The sequence below is a fragment of the Brenneria goodwinii genome (genome assembly GCF_002291445.1).
Classification (GTDB): Bacteria; Pseudomonadota; Gammaproteobacteria; order Enterobacterales; family Enterobacteriaceae; genus Brenneria; species Brenneria goodwinii.
The window spans coordinates 1,629,831-1,648,813 of record NZ_CP014137.1; the positions used below are offsets into that span (position 1 = coordinate 1,629,831).

Annotated in this window: 6 protein-coding genes; 4 read left to right on the top strand and 2 right to left on the bottom strand. The window is 52.7% G+C overall.

Annotation, left to right across the window (positions count from 1 at the left end):
* The first annotated feature begins 19 nt into the window (after nt 1–19).
* Both ACN28R_RS07305 and ACN28R_RS07310 read left to right on the top strand, forming a co-directional pair.
* The gene (locus ACN28R_RS07305) at nt 20–16,672 is read left to right on the top strand and encodes a hemagglutinin repeat-containing protein (protein ID WP_095834043.1); all 16,653 of its coding nucleotides are present in this window, start codon (nt 20–22) and stop codon (nt 16,670–16,672) included.
* A complete protein-coding gene (locus ACN28R_RS07310; RefSeq protein ID WP_095834044.1) occupies nt 16,656–17,258 on the top strand; it encodes a hypothetical protein in 603 nt (200 codons plus the stop codon). The genes ACN28R_RS07305 and ACN28R_RS07310 overlap by 17 nt, the downstream gene beginning before the upstream one ends.
* An 81-nt stretch (nt 17,259–17,339) precedes the next feature.
* Here the strand turns inward: ACN28R_RS07310 and ACN28R_RS07315 are convergent, their stop codons facing one another.
* Complete coding sequence (locus ACN28R_RS07315; RefSeq protein WP_236840199.1) at nt 17,340–17,468, bottom strand: SymE family type I addiction module toxin; 129 nt, start codon at nt 17,466–17,468, stop codon at nt 17,340–17,342.
* Between the two features lie 362 nt (nt 17,469–17,830).
* On the opposite strand from ACN28R_RS07315, the gene ACN28R_RS07320 reads away from it, so the two are divergent.
* Entirely contained in the window at nt 17,831–18,394 is a 564-nt protein-coding gene (locus tag ACN28R_RS07320; protein WP_236840200.1) for a colicin D domain-containing protein, read from the top strand.
* The gene (locus tag ACN28R_RS07325) at nt 18,391–18,666 is read left to right on the top strand and encodes a colicin immunity domain-containing protein (protein ID WP_095834046.1); all 276 of its coding nucleotides are present in this window, start codon (nt 18,391–18,393) and stop codon (nt 18,664–18,666) included. The genes ACN28R_RS07320 and ACN28R_RS07325 overlap by 4 nt, the downstream gene beginning before the upstream one ends.
* Here ACN28R_RS07325 and ACN28R_RS07330 read toward each other — a convergent pair.
* Nucleotides 18,656–18,943, bottom strand: a complete 288-nt coding sequence (locus ACN28R_RS07330; protein WP_095834047.1) for a hypothetical protein — start codon at nt 18,941–18,943, stop codon at nt 18,656–18,658. The two genes, ACN28R_RS07325 and ACN28R_RS07330, sit on opposite strands and share 11 nt — an antisense overlap.
* Nucleotides 18,944–18,983 lie beyond the last annotated feature (40 nt).

An 18,983-nucleotide genomic window follows, 5' to 3' on the forward strand; every position in this document is an offset into this window, starting at 1 on the left:
GTCACAACAGGGGGCAGGGATGAAACCAATTAAAACAACGCAACGATTAATGGCCTATACGCTGATTAATCTTATTGCCTTCCAACCCGTACTGCCTGCGATGGCGGCCGGCATCAATGTTGCTAACGGCAATACCGCGGTGGAGAAAGCCGGCAACGGCGTACCCGTGGTGAATATCGCGACGCCGAATAGCGCGGGGATTTCCCACAACCAATACCACGACTTCAATGTCGATAAATCAGGGTTGATCCTGAATAACGGCACCGCTCAGCTTAATCCTACCCAGCTTGGCGGTTTGATCCAGAATAACCCCAATCTGAAAGGTAAGGCGGCGGACGCCATTATCAACGAAGTGGTATCGCCCAATCGCAGCACGCTCGCTGGCTATCTGGAAGTGGGCGGGAAGCAGGCCAGTGTAATGGTCGCCAACCCTTACGGCATTACCTGTGATGGTTGCGGATTCATCAATACGCCGCAGGTCACTTTGACGACCGGTAAACCGCAATTTGACGCGCAGGGCAAACTACAAGGTATTGACGTCAAGCGCGGTGATATTTTGCTGACGGGACAAGGACTGGATGCCAGTAAAAGCGACTATCTCAGCCTGATTTCCCGCACGGCGCAGATTAATGCGGGGTTAAACGCCAACGACGCGCAGGTGGTGATCGGTGCGAATCAGATCGATGCCAACGGCAACGTGACGGCGCAAGCGGCGGAGAATGGCGATATCAAAGTGGCGCTGGATACCGGCGCCTTAGGCGGCATGTATACCAACCGGATCACGCTGGTATCCAGCGACAAAGGCGTCGGCGTCAACGTCGGTAATCTGAGCGCCCGCAGCGGCGATATCACGCTGTCGGCGAAAGGCAAACTCAGCGTTGGGGATGCGGTCGCTCAGGGCAATATCCATGCTAACGGCGAAGCGTTGGCGCTACAAGGTAAGCAGCAGGCCGGTGGCGAACTTACGCTTGAGGGGAGTTCGGGGATCGCCCTGACGGACGCCACGTTACGTGCAGGGCAATCCGTTACGCTTGCCTCAAAAGGCGAAATGAACGCGACCGATTCCCGGATTAACGCAGGTGTCGATACCCAGGGCGCCCTGATCTCCGGCCATCATCTAACGATAAAAAGTGACAATGTCACGATAAATAATACCCAGTTAGCCGCCGATAACGTGGCGATAAAGGCTGGCGGCGCGTTATGGCAGGATGCCTTAAGCGGTATTAAAGCCGATAGCGAGCTTGGCATTCAAGGCAAAGACATCACGCTGTCCGGGATCGCCGAAGCGCAGGCGATTCAGCTTGAGGCAGAAACGTTGACCGCCACCCGCAGCGCTCAGCTCCAGGCTAAAAATAGCGCAACGGTTAGCGCCACTCAACAAGGCGACTGGCAAGGTAATCTGACCTCTGGTGATGCGTTGACGCTGCAGGGCGGACAAATCGTTCAGGGTGGCACATTGGCCGGGAAGACGCTGACTCTGAACGTTGATTCGCTGGATAACCAGGGTGATATCGCATCATTGCAGGGGCTATCGCTGGTTGGAAACCAACTGATTAACAGCGGATCGCTGTCGGCGGCGCAGCAACTGACGTTGAAAGCGGGCAGCGTTGACAATGTAGGATTACTCAGCGCCCGCGGCGATTTGCAGCTTGAGTTACAAACGCTGCTGAATAATCAGGGAAAAATCCTGACCGAAAATCATTTGTTCATGCTGGCCGACAGCGTGGCGAATCAGGGAACCATTCAAGCAGCAACGCTGGCATTACAAAGTACCTTTTTCACCAACCAGGGCGAGGTCACGGCGAGTCAAAATATCGATCTGAACAATCAGGCGATCGACAACCACGGCACGATTAATGCGCAACAGAGGGTCAATCTGTCCGGCGGCGCCGCGCTGAATAGCGGCACGCTCAGCGCGGGCGCGTCGCTGGCGGCTACGCTGACCACGGGGCTGAATAACAGCGGCATGTTGCTGGCTGGGAAAACCTTGGCGGTTGCCGCTGGCGACGTCATCAATGACGGTACGCTGACCGCGCCGGAGTTACAGATTCAAAGCGATTCGCTCGACAATCAGGGGATTATTCAGGCCGATAATTCGCTGACGATTAGTGCCGATCGTCAACTGGTGCAACGTGCGGGCGGAAAATTGCTGGCGGGAGAGGCGCTGACGCTGAGCGCCGCCCAGGCGGAAACCGACGGCGAGTTGCAGGCGAAGCAGTTTTTACTGAACGCCGATCGTTGGCTTAACCAGAGCAAAACCAGCATCGGCGGTGATGCGCAGGCGACGGCCTACTCTCTTGATAATAGCGGGAGCCTGCTGGCGCAAGGACGCTGGCTGCTGTCGGGCAATGTCATTGTCAATAAGGGGATATTGCAGGGCGAGCGCTTGGATCTGCGTGCCAATAACATTACCAACAGCGGTCAGGCCCAATCACTTCAATCCAGTATGCTGCATGCGCATGATAGCCTGATCAATACCGGCGACTGGCTCAGTGGCGACGCCTTGAGCCTAAATGCTCTGGCTATAGATAATTCAGGAAATCTGCGATCGCTGACCACGCAGGCTCAGAGCAATCGATTCAGCAATCGCGGACAGATCTCTGGTATCCAACATCTGGATTTGCATATTCTTGACCGCCTGGACAATCAGGGAACGTTGGACGGTAATCTGCTGGCTATCACCGCGGGTAGTCTGAACAACAGCGGGCGGCTCACCGGAGTCGATGCCCTTCAACTCAGTTTGTCCGGTAATCTTGATAACCGTGGGATGATCCACGCAGACAGTGACCTGAATGTAGCCGCAGCGGCGGTAAAACAGCAGGGTACGCTGGAAGGGCAATCAATACGATTGGATGCCATCGAACTGGATAATCAGGGAACGATATTGGGCGCCGATGCGCTGACATTGTCGATTACCAACACGCTTAACAATCAGGGTGAACTGTTTAGTCAGGGGGAAAGTACCTCCACGGCACGTCAGATTGATAATCAAGGTCAGTGGCAAGCGCAAACCCTAACGCTGAATGCGGACACGATAACCAATGCCGGAAAAATCCTGGGTATCGAGGCGCTGACGCTAACCGCCAAAGACACGTTGACCAATCAACAGGCCGGTAAATTGCTTTCTCAGGGGATGGCGGTATTAACCGCGACTGATACGGCGAATGCAGGCGATTGGCTGGCGGCCAGTCTGACGTTGGAGGCAGGAAATCTGACCAATAGCGGCCGGATTCAGGCTGAACAGGCGTTGATGCTGCGCGGCGATAACCTTTCCAACACGGGGCGTTGGGAAAGCGACATTATCCAACTGTTCGGGAAGACGGTGACCAATCAGGGCACGTTATTGGGTAACCATGTCGGTATGACGGCGGATAGCCTGATTAATGACGGCAAGATAACCGGCGTGGACGAACTGACCCTGATACTGGATCAGCATCTGTTCAATCGCGGCGACCTGAATGGCGAACGGTTGTCGGTGGACGCCGCTGGGGTGAACAATCTGGGCGGTCTGTTCGGCGTGGACGATCTGCAACTGAATTTGCGAGGCGATCTGGATAACGCCGGTACGCTAAGCGGTAAGACGTTGGCGTTGACGGCGGAAAACGTCCGGCAAAGCGGTAACCTTGAAGGATACACGGTACGGTTGAATGCCGGGATGCTCGATAATCAGGGTAAAATGCTGGGGGTGGATGCGCTGACGCTGGCGCTCCGCTCCAGCCTGCATAATAGCGGTGCGTTGCTGAGTCAGGGTGACAACACCGTCACGGCACAAAGCGTCGACAACCTCGGGCAATGGCAAGCAAAAGATATTACGCTCACCGCCGATGAGATTGCCAACGCCGGGCAGATAGCCGGGATTGCGGCGCTACAGCTGACAGCCAGCCATTCATTGCTAAACCTGCAAAGCGGTAAATTGCTGACGCAGGGCGTCGCCACATTACAGGCGGCGGATACGCTTAATGAAGGAGAGTGGCAGGCGGGGAATCTGCTGCTTGAGACCCAGCGTTTCACCAACGAAGGCTGGGTGCAGGGCGATCGCTCCCTGAAAATTGCGGTTATCTCGCCTGACATTAATCAACAGTCCTCGTTAGCATTGGCGCTATCGCTCGCGGATGATACGCGGGCTCTCAGCACCTCGGCGCCTGCGGGGACGCTGCTGAACAACGGGACATTAATTTCCGCTGGCGACAGCCAACTGACCGCCACACAGATTAACAATCAGGGCGTGTTATCCAGTAACGGCAGTGCGGTGCTGACCGGTGATAATATCCGCAATGACGGCGATGTGGCGGCCGCAACGTCACTGTCGTTAGTGGGAAATTATCAGGGCGAAGGGCGGTTAAAAACCGACGGCACGCTGGCGCTGCGCGGCGAGAGTCTGCATAACGCCGGGCAATGGGAAGGCGATTCCCTGCAGCTAGATGGACTGTCATTGAATAATCAGGGATCGCTGCTCGGCAATACCATTAATGTCATGGCCAACAATGTGGTCAACCACGGTGAAATGGCCGGAATCGAGACATTGCAGCTAACCCTTGGAGATGGTCTGCAAAACCAGGGCTCGCTCTACGGCGCGGCGCTGACGCTTACCGCCACCGATCTTTTCAACCATGGCGATATGAGCGCGGATAATCGCCTGACTCTCGAACTGAACGACACCCTGCAAAATACCGGTGATATTTACGGCAATCTTCTGGCAATACATGCAACCCGAGTGGCAAATGACGGAGCGCTGACCGGCGTCGGCGGGCTATCCTTCAATCTTGCAGAGAACCTGACGAATAATGGTGATATCGCCAGCCGTGCGTTGTCCCTCACCGCTGAAAACCTGACCAATCAGGGCAACATGCTAGGCGTGGATGCGCTGACGCTGGCGATTAGCGGCAGCGCGCGCAATCAGGGCAAGTGGTTAAGTCAGGGAAACAGCGCGTTGACCGCCGAACAAGTCGAGAATCTCGGCCAATGGCAGGCGGACTCCCTTGAGATGAGCGCGGGTCAGGTGACAAACAGCGGACAAATTCTGGGGCTTTCCTCGTTGGCGCTAACGACAACAGGCGAGTTGATTAATCAGCAGGACGGCAAGCTGTTATCGCAAGGAGTGGCGATATTGAACGCGGCCAGTGTGACTAATCACGGTGAATGGCTGGCTGATAATCTGGCGCTGAATGCCAAAAACCTCACTAATACCGGTCGGATCCAGGGCAACCGAGCGCTGGCGATGACTCTTGATCCAGCAAACGCCGGGAGGTTGCTGAACCAGGGCATATTGGTTTCCGGCGGTAGTAGCCAACTGGCTGCATCGCAAATCGATAATCAGGGCATCATATCTGGTCATGGCGATACGGTGCTTATCAGTACCGAAACCCGCAACGACGGCAACATTCTGGCGGTGCAATCCCTGTCATTGCATGGCAGCTATCAAGGGAATGGATTGTTAAATACGGACGGCACGCTGACGCTGCGCGGCAGTCATCTGCGTAACGCCGGTTACTGGGAAAGCCGGGCGTTAGCGTTGGTTGGGGATACGGTTGACAACCAGGGAACGATCCTCGGCAATCGTGCCGACATTACAGCGAAAACGTTGAGCAATGACGGTGATATCACCGGCGTCAACGAACTGATATTAACGCTCGATGATACCTTGAATAATCAGGGCTCGTTGAATAGCTATTTGCTGGGGGTTAGCGCCAATCGGCTGATTAACCAGGGGCAGATGAACGGTGTTGACGGACTGACTGTCTCCCTCAATGACCGGCTGGATAATCAGGGATTCTTGTATGGCGCGGCGTTGACGATTGATGCTCACGATCTTATTAACGTGGGAGATATCACGGGGATCGATAGCCTAAAGCTGAATATCGCTCAGACGCTGAACAATACGGGAACGTTGAACAGTAATCTCCTGACGGCAGACGCGGCGCAAGGGGTGAATGACGGGCAAATAACCGGGGTTAATGGCTTATCGCTTTCATTCAGCGGCGATTTGAATAATCAGGGGGAATTAAACAGCCATTCATTATTGATGCGCGCTGACTCGCTGGCCAACGCCGGGAAAATCAACGCCACTCACGACTTGCGACTGTTCCTCAATGGAACACTGGATAATTCGGGCGGGCTGAACAGCCAGCGATTGGCGGTTACGGCGGTATCGGCGCTTAACAGCGGCCAGATATTGGGCATCGACGATCTGCAATTGAAGCTGAAAGACGAACTTGATAATAGCGGGTTAATCAGCGGCAATAATATGCTGAACGTTACGGCGAAACGTATCAATCAGCGCGATACGCTGGAAGGCCGAACCCTGCATGTGCAGGCGGATGAACTGGATAATCAGGGAAAAATGCTGGGCGTGGATGCGCTGACGCTGGCAATCAGCGGGACTGCCCGCAATCAGGGCAAATGGCTGAGTCAGGGCAACGGTTCCGTGACGGCCGAACGGGTGGAAAACCTCGGCCAGTGGCAGGCCGATACCATCGATACCGCAGCCAACCAGATAACCAATAGCGGGCTGATATTTGCTCTTTCAGCGCTGAAGCTGTCGGCTAATGGCGATTTGGTCAATCAACAGGATGGAAAACTGTTGTCGTTGGGCAACGCCGTATTAAACGCCGCCGATGCGGTAAATGACGGCGACTGGCAGGCGCAGTACCTGAGTCTTGCCGCGGATAATTTTACCAATGGCGGACGTGTTCAAGGCGATAAAGGGCTGGCGGTTACGCTTGATCCTTCCGGCTCAAACGGCATTTTTACCAATCAGGGCGTGTTGATTTCCGGCGGCGACAGCCAGCTTTCCGTCGGGCGGTTGGATAACCGGGGAACACTGTCCAGCAACGGATATTCAGCTATCAGCAGTGCGGCTATTCGCAACGACGGCAATGTGGTCGCCACCGATGGACTGTCGTTGAACGGTGAGTATCAAGGCAACGGCTTGCTGTATACGGCGGGAGTATTAGCGCTGCACGGCGATCGCCTTGGCAATACCGGCCGTTGGGAAAGCCGCATTCTGCAATTAACCGGCCAGTCGTTTGACAATCAGGGAACGATCGTTGGTGAGCGCGGGCTTGAACTGGACCTGACCGATGAACTTACCGTCGGCGCCGCGGGGCAGTTACTGACCGGCGGTGAACTGCTGGCGAACGTGGGAAACGTCAGCAATCAGGGATTCTGGCAGGGGAATCTGCTGTCGTTGACCGCGGACGCATTACGCAATGATGGCACGCTGGTTGGACAAAACAGGTTGCAACTGGCGTTACAAGATAGCTATCAGGGCAATGACCGTTCTCAACTGCTTAGTGACGGCGATACCACTCTGACGGCAAACCGTGTAATCCAGAGCGGAGAGATAGCGGCCAATAACCTGCAACTGAATACCGGTTCGTTGGATAATGCAGGTCGCGTATTGGGCTTGACTCACCTGCAAATAACCAACCAGGAAGAGATAACCAACCGTAAAGACGGTGAAATACTGACCAATGGCGACGGGGTGATTAACAGTACCCGGTTCAACAATAGCGGCAGTGTACAAGCGAACGATCTGCGGCTTAGCGCTGAGCGGGTAGAAAATCAAGGGCGCATTCAGGGCACTTCCGCGCTGCGGTTGCTGAATCTCAACCAGTATATTGGCGATAAAACCAGTCAGTTGTTAAGCGGGGGCGGCGCGACCATTCAGGCGCAACAGGCCGACAATCTGGGCCTGTGGCAGGCGGATAATCTGAACATAGACGTGGGTTCGCTGATCAATAGCGGCACGCTGGCGGGGTTGAATAGCCTGTCATTCGCGGGTAAACAGATTAGCAATCAGGGCGATATCTTCTCCCAGGGCGCGCTGTCCTTGAGCGGCGCGATCTTCGATAACGCCGGAACCGTAACCGGTATTGGCGGTTTTGACCTGCAATTCGCCGATTTTCTGCTGAATCAATCAGCGGGCCGTTTATTGAATGGCGGCGTCGGCGCCGTTAACACCGATAAGTTCATCAATCAGGGGCTGTGGCAGTCTGACGATTTGCAGCTTATCGCCGGCGAATTGGACAATCAGGGACAGATGCTGGGGGTTAAACAGGCCACGCTGCGACTAAGCGGTGACTATCAGGGGGCGGCAGATAGCCAATTGGTCAGCGGCGGTAACGCAACGCTGACGGCGGCGAATATCAATAACCGTGGACAAATTCAGGCGCTGGAGCTGGATGTAACCGCCAATTCACTAACCAATCAGGGAACGCTGCGCGGCAACCAGAACCTTGATGCGACAGTGAAACATCAACTGAGCAATGCGCAAAATGCCCGGTTGGTCAGCGACGGCGCGTTGAACGTTCAGGCGAACGCTATTGATAATCAGGGCACGATTAATGCCGCCGACCTTACGCTGCACGGTAATAACTCGCTGAAGAATAACGGCGTATTGCAGGGAGCGACATCGTTACAACTGGAGACGGTTGGAAAATTAACCAACCAGCAGGCCGGGCAAATATTGTCGGACGGCACAGCGACGCTGAAAGCGGCGGCACTGGATAATGCCGGCTGGTTACAGGGACGGGAACTGGATGTGCAAACGCAGCAGTTTACCCAACAAGGCAGCCTGATTGCGCAGGATAAAGTTACGTTGCGCATTCCGCAATGGGTCAATCAAGGGCTGATTCAGGCGCAGCACACGGAAATCATCGCTGACGTGCTGGAAAATCAGGGCACCTTACTCGGCTTGACGCAGCTAGCGCTGCAAACCCACCGTCTGATCAATCAGCAGGGCGGTAAAATCTACAGCGCGCAGGATTTAAGCCTCAAAACCGACGAACTGCAACAAAATGGGCAACTGCTGGCGCTAGGTAATCTGACCGCCGATATCAGCGGGCCGCTGACGTTTACGCAGCTATTGGCTGCCGGGAACCGCTTAACGCTAAACGTCGCGGGCGATCTCGATCAGCGCGGCACGCTTCAGGGGCAATCGGTGGTGCTCGCCAGCGCCGGGAAATTGACTAATCAGGGTAATATTCTGGCCGGTGACGGCGATTCGCGTATTACCGCGCAAACTATTGAACAACGGGAAGCGGGCAGTATTCAGGCAGGGGGGAATTTGTCTCTGGTGAGTGAAAACGATATTCACAATCGGGGACTGATTGGCGCTACCGGTGATTTATTGATGCAAGCGGGCGCGGCGCTGAATAATACCAGCCTGTTATATGCCGGTGGCAATATGCGGTTATTCTCCGATGGGCTCCGCAATGTATTCGGTAATATTCTGGCGGGTAATAATCTGTGGATCCAGCGCGATGAACAGGGTAATGCCAGCACCGCCGTATTAAATAGTTCCGGTACTATCGAAACGCAGTCTGGGGATATCACGATTACTACCGGCACGTTGATTAACCAGCGTGAAGGGCTGGTGGTAACAGAGACGAAATTGGCGGCTGATTCTGTGCCGGACTGGGCTGGACAGACAACGGCGAATATACCGATAGAGTGGTTTAACACGGGTGACTATGGAGTTTACACAGAGATTTTTGAAACAGGCGGCGGTGGTCATGGCGCACCTAAAAGATACACATATTACTTCTATGCACCCTATGAAAAGGCTGACATTAAAACTGTAGCTATTACCAGCAAATTGATCGAGGTAAAATCTGAAAATAATGCAGCTAAAATTAGTTCAGGAGATAACATTTCAATATTTGCTGATGAGTTAATAAATCAAACCTCATCATTATTAGCAGTCGGTAATATGGAACTCTATGGTAAGAAATTAGATAATCACTCATACCAAACTGGAAGTTTAACTGAGTATTTCACTTATATTTACCAAGGTAGAATTGGCATAGATGTTTTTAAAAAATCTAGACCTACAACAAGTTATATTAGCAGTACCGCACGAAAAAAAGCCGATAAATATATCCCCTATGTACTTTCTGGCTCCCCCACTTACGAACAAACCATCGGTGAAAGCTATAACGCCTTAATTCAGGCCGGCGGCACCATCACCGCCGATTTTAAAGAAGATATCAGCAACACCACGCTGCAACCGGGCAGCGACGGTTTTATCCCCGCCACGGTGACGCCGGTATTGGCCTCCACCTTGACGCTGTCGCCGTTGCAGAAACAAACCACGCGCCAGTTGGTGGGTAACGATGCATCGCTCAACACTGACACCGTTAATCTGAGCAATAGCGGCGTGGATGCCGCTACGTTGGGGCACAACGCCAGTGAGGTCAGCTCGACGGCTAAAAATGTGTCTTTAAGTCAGGTGACTGAACCCAGGTTACAGCCTGGCGTGCAGGCGGAACAGATTAGCGCCGCAACGATAGCGCTGGAAAACGCAGAACCGCAATCGCTAACGAAAAATGATGCGCTAGTGTTGCTAAAACCGGGGCAGGTTGACGTAGAGATGCCTGGTCAAACGTCGCCCGGCGCGGCTGAGCCGATCGCGTTAAGCAACACGGGCCAGATTCCGCAGCAGTCGCCGGGTCTGTCGATCGATGGCCCAACACAGACCAATATCGAGAAACCTCAATCGGTTACGTTAAATACTGAGGATGCCGCCGTTAGTACGGCCATCACACTGGAAAAACCGGGCGCGGTCAACGCGCTTATCACGGATGATGCAACTACGCCGATAAACATTGAAGCGTCGGCGCCGTTCAGCCATCTCTCGGCTGCTGAACTGATGGACTCCATCGGTAACGGTTTACAAGCATTAAGCAGTAGTCCACTGGCGGATTATCCGCTGCCCGCGGGCAACAATGGGCTACTGGTTGTCGATCCGAACAGCGATAGCCGTTATCTGATCCACACCAACCCTAAACTGGAACAGTTGGGGCAGGTGGATAACAGCCTGTTCAATGACTTGCAGAGCATGCTGGGTCAACAGCCATTAACGACGGCGCAGGTGGAAACTCGTTCACAATGGACGCAAGCGGACAACGTTCTGGGATCGTCCTATCTGCTGGATAAACTGAATCTGGATGCCGACCATGATTACCGTTTTCTGGGCGATGCCGAATTCGACACTCGCTATATCAGCAATGCCGTGTTGAGTCAGAGCGGGAAACGCTATCTTGACGGTACGGGTTCCGACCTGTCGCAAATGCAAAAGTTGATGGATAACGCGGCGGCGGCGCAAAAAGGATTGGATCTGCAATTGGGCGTCAGCCTGACGCCGGATCAGGTCGCCAACCTCAGTGAGAGCATTGTTTGGTGGGAAAATATTGAGGTCAACGGCCAAAGCGTACTGGCGCCGAAATTGTATCTGGCGCAGGCCGACAAAAATAACGTGCAGGGCAGCGCCATCGTCGCCAATCAGGTTAATCTGAGCGCGGGGGGCAGCGTCACCAATAGCGGTACGATTAGCGCGGTTGAATTACTGGCTATCGCCAGCGGCGACAAGATTGATAATCAGGAAGGCGGGCTGCTTAAATCGGATGGTAGTCTGAATCTGGTCGCGTTAAATAATATCACCAATAGCAGCAGCCGAATCGAAGGCGACACGCTGCAACTTGCCAGCATTAACGGCGATATCATCAATAAAACCGAATCGCGCCAATGGCAAACATCCGCGTCTGCTTCCCCGAGTAGTGGAACGGGTTCCCTCACTTTCACCGAATTGGGTAAAACCGCGGCAATCAGCGCAACCAATAGCCTGACGATGGCGGCAGGCCATGATATCCGTAACGTAGCCGCAACGCTGAGCGCTGGTGAGGATATGGCACTGAATGCCGCTAACAATGTGTCAATTGAAGCACTGACGCTGACCAATAATCGACTGGATCAAAGCTGGAACCGCAGTCAATCATCACTGAGTACGGCGGTCCAGGGAAGTCAGTTGTCTGCGGAAGGTACGTTGCAAGCCAATGCGGGCAACAATATTCAGATAGATGCCAGCATGATTTCCGGCGGCGCAGGGTTATCGCTGACGGCCGCGAACGATATCCAACTCACCGCACAGCAAACTCTTGAGGAAACGCTGAATCGCAACGGCGGCGGCGCGGCTCAGCGCCGTACTCAGGCGATCGAGTCGACGCAATTGCTGAGCGGCGGCGATCTTGACCTGCTGGCGGGGCGCGATGTGCTATCAGAAGCGGCCAGTCTGAATGCCAAAGGCGATGCAACATTAGCGGCCGGTCGCGATCTCAATCTGCTATCGGAGGAAGAGGAAAGTTACAGCGGCAACTGGTGGAAGCGCCACGCTGATTGGCAGCAAAACATCACCCAACAAGGTACCGAGCTGACCGCCGGAGAAGGATTAATCCTGCAAGCCGGAAGAGACATCAACCTCCAAGCCGCGCAAGGAATTGCCGGCGGCGCGTTGACGGCGCAGGCCGGTAACGACATCAATCTGCTGTCTGCGACGGAAACACAGCACACCTTCTTTGAAGAAACCAAAGTCAAGAAGAAAACCTTCTCGAAAACGGTGACGCATACCGTTCGTGATCATTTCAGTACCGAGGAAAAAGGGAGTCTGCTGTCGGGCGACAGCGTGGTGTTACAGGCCGACAATGACATCAATGTGAAAGGTTCCGCCATCACTGGCGACTCGATTGTCGCGCTTAAAGCAGGTAATGATGTCGACATCACAGCCAGTATCGAAGAGCAACGTGATTATGAAAAACAAACCAAAAAAAAATCGGGTCTAATGAGCGGTGGAGGTATTGGCTTCACTATCGGCAAACAATCCAGCAGCGCGGAATATAATGGCGCAGAAACCCGTCAGAGTGAGGCTCGTAGCCTGATGGGGGCAGCGGATGGCAATGTGGTTATCCAGGCTGGCAAAGACGTATCTGTTACCGGCAGTGACATTATCGCCGCACGCAATACCCAGACCGATGATAACAGCCGTGGGAACATTGATATTCTTGCCGAAAATATTGCTATTACCTCCGGGCAGGATACCCGCGATATCACCACCCGGTTTGAAACTAAAAGTAGTGGTATTAGCCTTTCCCTGAAAGGCACACCATATGACAGCTATCAGAATTTGCGGGATATCGCCCAAACGGACGGGGCAACATCGCGTGTCCGGCTGTTTATTGGTGAAACGGCAGCGATGATCTTCGATGCGCCACAAATTGCGGTGTCGGTGGGTAGCACGTCTAGTAAAACCGAGCAGCACACGCAGGGGATTTATCAAATCGGTAGTTCCTTAACGGCAGCGGGCAACATTCAGCTACAGGCCATTGGGGATAGTCAGCAGGATGGTGCTGGTAAAGTCCGCTCTGGCGATATCCTGGTGTCAGGCAGCGCGGTTCATGCTGGTGAGAACGTTCTGCTTAATGCGACGCGGGGTATCACCCTGCAAAGTGCCAGCGATACCGAGCGCAGCGATCGGAAAACCACCAGCAGTGGCTGGTCCTTGAGCAATGCCATCCCCGGTATTGGGTCAGCCATTCGTCATATCAGCGGCGGGCCGAATAATGGGGTTGGCATGATCCCGTTCGCCAGTGAGAACGCACGGGAAACGCAGCAGAGCGACACACTGGCTCAGACGGCCAGTACGGTCAGCGGTCAAACGGTCACGCTGAACAGCCATAACGGGGATATTCATATTGCGGGTGCGGCGGTGACTGGCGTGGAGGATGTCTTCCTGCAAGCTCAAAATGGCAATGTGGTGATTCAACCCGGACAAAACAGCGCTAGCAGCGAGACAACGGGGAGCAGGAAGACCATCGGAGATCTGGGCGGTGACGGTTACAGCGGCACGGTAGGCTGGCAGTCGAGTCTTTATCATTCAGTGGATGAAGTTAACCAGCAAAGCACACTGCGCAGTCACATACAGAGTGGTGAGGGCGATATCGGGGTTGTGGCAAAAGAGGATATTGTAATTGCAGGTGCAGATCTACAGGCAGGTAAATCCCTGCTGCTGAGCGGACGTGATATCACGCTGAATCCAGCCATCGACACTGAATATCGGTTACGCGAGCAGCAAAGCAGTCAGTATGGTGTGACTACGGCGTTGTCCGGCTATGCAGTGAGTGCCGTACAAGCGCTGGAACGGCTGTCACAATCGGTAGAGGATAAGCGGGATCCGCGTTTGAGTGCGATTTATGCGGCGCAAGCCGCGCTCAATCTGGCGACGCAGACCACCGTGACGGATATGAATAGTGCCGCCGTTAAGGTGACCATAAGCGCGGGTGGCGGCTCAAGTCAGAGCAGTCAGCAGAAAGAATCGGTGACGCGTGAAGGCAGTACCTTGTATGCCGGAGAAGACATTCAGTTGGCAGCGGAGCGGGTTATTACCGCGATAGGCACGGATATCCGTGGCCGTAACATCAAGTTGGCGGCGGGAAATAACATGAATCTGGCTTCTGCGCAAAATGAAGAGTCTGTAACCGAAAGCAGTAGCGGTAGTCGGGCCGGGGTCGGGGTGGGATTCGGACTGGGGGGACAACAAAACGGTTTTACGGTGGAACTCTCCGCCAGCAACCAACAAGAAAAGAAAAAGGGGAATGGTCAGACCCATCAGTTAACTCAGGTTAATGCGACCGATACCGTGAAACTGGTCAGCGGTGCAGATACGGTGCTGAGTGGCGCGATCGTTACCGGTCAACGCGCAGAGGCCGACATTGGTGGTGATTTGCTTATCCGCAGTTCACAGAATATGTCGACCTACGACAGTAAGAACACCAGCGCGGGGTTGAATGTCAGTATTTGCGTCCCGCCGATTTGCGGTGGTCAAACTGTGACTGGAAACGCCAATCTCAGCCAACAGATATTGAATAACCGTTATGCATCGGTACTGATGCAGAGCGGTATCCGGGCGGGGACCGATGGATTTGATATCCAGGTGGGCCACCATATTCAGTTAGACGGGGCGGTACTGGCTTCTGAGGCGGAGGAAGAGAAAAATCGTCTCAGTACCGGAACGCTGGGATGGCGGGATATAGCCAATATATCTGATTACAAGGGAACGGGATTCAGCGTAGGCGTCTCCACGGATAGCATGCCGGTGGCAGGGTTGGAAATGGTGCAGGATAAACAGACCGGCATCACGCATTCGGCGGTAGCACCGGCAGTCATCAATATACGTGACGCTGGTGGTCAGCAGCAGGATATCGCAAATCTCAGCCGCGACACGGACGGTGCGAACGACAGTGTTGAAGATGGCTTTGACCGTAGCAAGATCGAGGACAAGCTGGCAATCCAGAAAGAAGCGACGGCGCTGGGCGTTCAGGCGTTGAATGCTTATAAAGAACATAAAAAAACCGAGGCGGAAGCGCAGGCCCGGGCGCGTCTGAGTCGCGAAGGCGTACCGGACGAAGAGATAGACGCGCGCATACGTGCCAGCGATGAAGTAAAACAGGTTGAACAAGACTACGGTGTCGGCGGTCGATACTGGACGGCGGGAACGGCGCTGACGGCCGCGTTGTCGGGGGGACTAGGCGGTAATGTAAATGGTGCGGTTGCTGGCGCGGCGGCTCCCTATCTGGCAGAACTGGTGAAAGACGTCTCGCAAGGGAACGAACCTGCGCGCATTGCGTTGCATACGGTACTAGGCGCATTTCTGGCGCAGTCGCAGGGCGGTAGTGCCTTGGGTGGGGCCGCAGGGGGGCTGACTTCAGCGGTAGCAGCGGAGATGATCGCGAAAGTGCTGTATCCGGGAGTTGAGACAGAAAAACTATCGGATGAACAAAAACATCTGGTTGCAAATCTGGTGGTTATTGCTGGCGCTGGCGCAGCTGGCCTCAGCGATGGTAATCTGGCTTCCGTTGGAAGTGGTGCGAATACGGCAAAGAATGAGGTTGAGAATAACTATCTGAGCAGTAGTGACAAGGACCGCCAGACATATCTCAACCACAAACAGAACCTGACGCCAGAAGAGCAGAAAGATAAAGAGGCGTTAAATCGTAAGGATCTGGAAAGTGATCTGGCGTTTTTGAATGCTTGCCAACAAAGTGGTAAAGCTTGTGACTCGGAGAAGGATAAAGCCAAAGAAGCGCTGAATACCTACTTCAACCAGACTTACCAGAACCCGAAAGAGGCTCAGGCAGGGTATCAACAGATACAGAATCTGTTGAACTCTATAGATCCGAATGCGAAGGCAGTATTTAACGTTCTGGAAGGGTATACGCAGGCGTTTATGACCTTCGGCTACACTGAGGAAGAGGCCAGAGCGAGGGCAGGAGCCTATGTTGGTTCTATGTACATCGCGGGTGGTGTGAGTGCTGTAGTCGCATCAGGTGCACTGACGAAGCAGTTTGGGAAGGATGTGGCTCCGGGGGCGAAACCTGGAAGCTCGACGGCAAAACCTATAGAAAATGTACCAAACTCATCTGAAACTTATTTTCGGGTTGAAGGTGGAGGAAATGGTACACAAACAAGTCAGAATAGAATTAATGTAAACTCTGACGGAAGTGTGACTATTAACTCGGGTTGTAGTGGGCAATTGTGTGTTAGCACTAATGGACCAAATCATGCTGCTTATTACCTGACTAATAGAAGACAAGATGGTAGCGTAGTCGTATTTGAAGTCGATGCGGCTCTCCATAAACAAATAATGGATGCAGCAGTACCCCAGAGGCCAATTCCTGGGGTGCCGAAAGATCCGGATGCTCCTAAGATTGTCGATCCTACAAAAGGTCAACCTAGTGTTTCACTTGAACTGCCTAAGGTGTGGGATAGGTTGATAGAGCAAAACTCATCAAAAGCTCGCGTATTAACGAAAGAGGAATTTCTGAATGAATTTAACAAATGATTATCAGAATTTACTCAATGCCATTTTTAATGGTGATAAAGATATAGCTATCTTTGTTGTGGATGGTATTCATTATTATCTTGTTGATAATAAGGATAATTATTGCATAGATGTTAGGCCGGAATATAAGGCGTATATAGCTAAAGGATGGATGAAGGAGTCTCTGTATGACGAGGCAGCAAGTTCATTCAGAAATGGAGTTCCTGTATTATCTAAGGATAACTTTAAAGATTACATAACCAGAAATGATGTTGCTATTTATACAGTTGATTGGATGAGATCATTCTTCACATTGGACAGGGATGATGAGCAGCTTGTCAGTTTTTATGATTATGTTGAGCGATTTTTATCTACATTAACAGAGCCAGTATCAGTTGAGTGGGATAGCTGGAGAATGCGGCTACCTAAGTTTTATATTAATTTTGACAAAAAAATATACCGCCATACTGATTGGGATAGAAGTCACGAAGCGTCTGTGCCTTCTGATTGGAGCGCTCAAGCAAATAGTGATTTTGGCTTGTTAGTACCAGACAAGGAACAATACTGGCTTATTAATGGCATGAATTTTTGGAAATTACAGATGTGAATAGTAAAACCCCGGCTTCAATGCCGGGATTTTACTTTATATGTCAGCCAGTTATGCTTCAGCCGCCAGCCGGATGATCAACTACCCTGGCTCGGTGATCACTTCGATCCTCTGCCCGGAAGTGAATCCGAGCGGCTCCAGCCATCTTCCCTTGATGGTCAGTTGCGGCAACGGGTTCGGTCTGCCGCCGTTGGTGCGGTAACCGACCACGCTCTTACGTGCTTGGGGTGCGGCGGGGCGGTAGCGTGCCGGGGTGAAAAAGTGCGTATCGAGGTCTGGAGGTGGGCATCGAAACGCCTCAGGCAAAACCGGCTGTAACTGGCTGACTGCACAGGATAAAATGGTATTCTCTGGCTGGGTTCGCAACGGAAAAAGTTGTTGTTGAGAATAACTCGCTGGCTGGAGATAAGGCGCGGGAGTCCGTTAAGCAGAGCGCTGAATACTGGAAAGACCAGATCCGGGATAAGCTGGGTGAAGGAACGACATCTTCTGTTGCTAACGGGATCATAAATGCCATTGCTGATGCCGAAGACACAACAATAGGTTCAGCAGACTATGTTGCTGATGCGGCGATGGCGCTGGCTTCATGTGCAGCCGGAGACAGCTACTGTGCAACGGCTATGAATGATCTGGCCGGAAAAAACCAGGCGGTAGCGGACAGCGTTAGAGCGTTGATCCAGAGCGAAACCTGGTCAGCGGTTGCCGATACAATCAAACAGGCATCTGAGGGCAATCAGGCAGCGTTGGAAGCCACCGGGGGGATGCTGGCCGGGATTATATTACCAGGCAAGAAAGTGCCGAATGTAAGCACTGGTATTATTTCTGAAAGCGTTGCTTTTAGTACGAAACAGTTGGACAAGAAATTCAAACACGCTGCTGACTTTGATGTGACAACGACCAGAAAAAATGGCGACACAATTGCAGAATATCAAACAGCGATCAAATCCCACTTGGACAATAAAACAACTTACGAGCATGGAACTTATTTATTAGTTCCTGAATCAAAGGTTTTTTTCAATCCGCAAACCAATAATGTTGTAGTTGTTGATAAATCAGGTAATTTTGTCAGTGGCTGGAAGCTTGATCCGCAAACGAAGCAATACGAAAACTTCATTAATAACGGAACATTAAGATGAGCATTTATCTTAAAGATTATATTGATAGCTTTATTGAAAAAAAAATAACAGCAGATGAATTTGCTGACAGCTATATGTCCAAATGGAAATGTGAACGAGATGGTAATCTTCTTGAAAAAGATGAAGATCATTTAAGCGAACTGTTATCGAGCACTTTTTGTCTGGCTGATATGTATAATCCTGATGATGATCGTGAAGAATATGAGCTTAATGAGGATCAATTACGTGATGGGATCAATAAACTCGTGCTTGATTATCTGACTAAAAAATAATCCCTTGTTTAATAAATATCCCCTGACTGATAACGATCCCGTTCACCTGCGGGCTTCGCCAGCCCGCACCCGGCAGACGCTTCACCGTCCCACAGGCAAGCTGCGGAATGGCTCGCGCCGCGATAAAACCCGGCTCAACGGCTAAACGACTAATGGCAGCGGCTTGCGCCGCTGCTATGATGTGGCGGTTGCAGGCGGCAAAGTCACGGCGGGGCGGTAGCGTGCCGGGGTGAAAAAGCGCGTATCGGGGCTTGAGTGTCCGGTTATCGAAATGCATCAGGAAAATCCGGCTGTAACTGGCTGACGGCACAGGGAAA

Coding starts and splice junctions, on each gene's coding strand:
- ACN28R_RS07305 (WP_095834043.1), top strand. CDS start 20: ATGAAACCAATTAAAACAACGCAACGATTAATGGCCTATACGCTGATT.
- ACN28R_RS07310 (WP_095834044.1), top strand. CDS start 16,656: ATGAATTTAACAAATGATTATCAGAATTTACTCAATGCCATTTTTAAT.
- ACN28R_RS07320 (WP_236840200.1), top strand. CDS start 17,831: ATGGCGCTGGCTTCATGTGCAGCCGGAGACAGCTACTGTGCAACGGCT.
- ACN28R_RS07325 (WP_095834046.1), top strand. CDS start 18,391: ATGAGCATTTATCTTAAAGATTATATTGATAGCTTTATTGAAAAAAAA.
- ACN28R_RS07330 (WP_095834047.1), bottom strand. CDS start 18,943: ATGCATTTCGATAACCGGACACTCAAGCCCCGATACGCGCTTTTTCAC.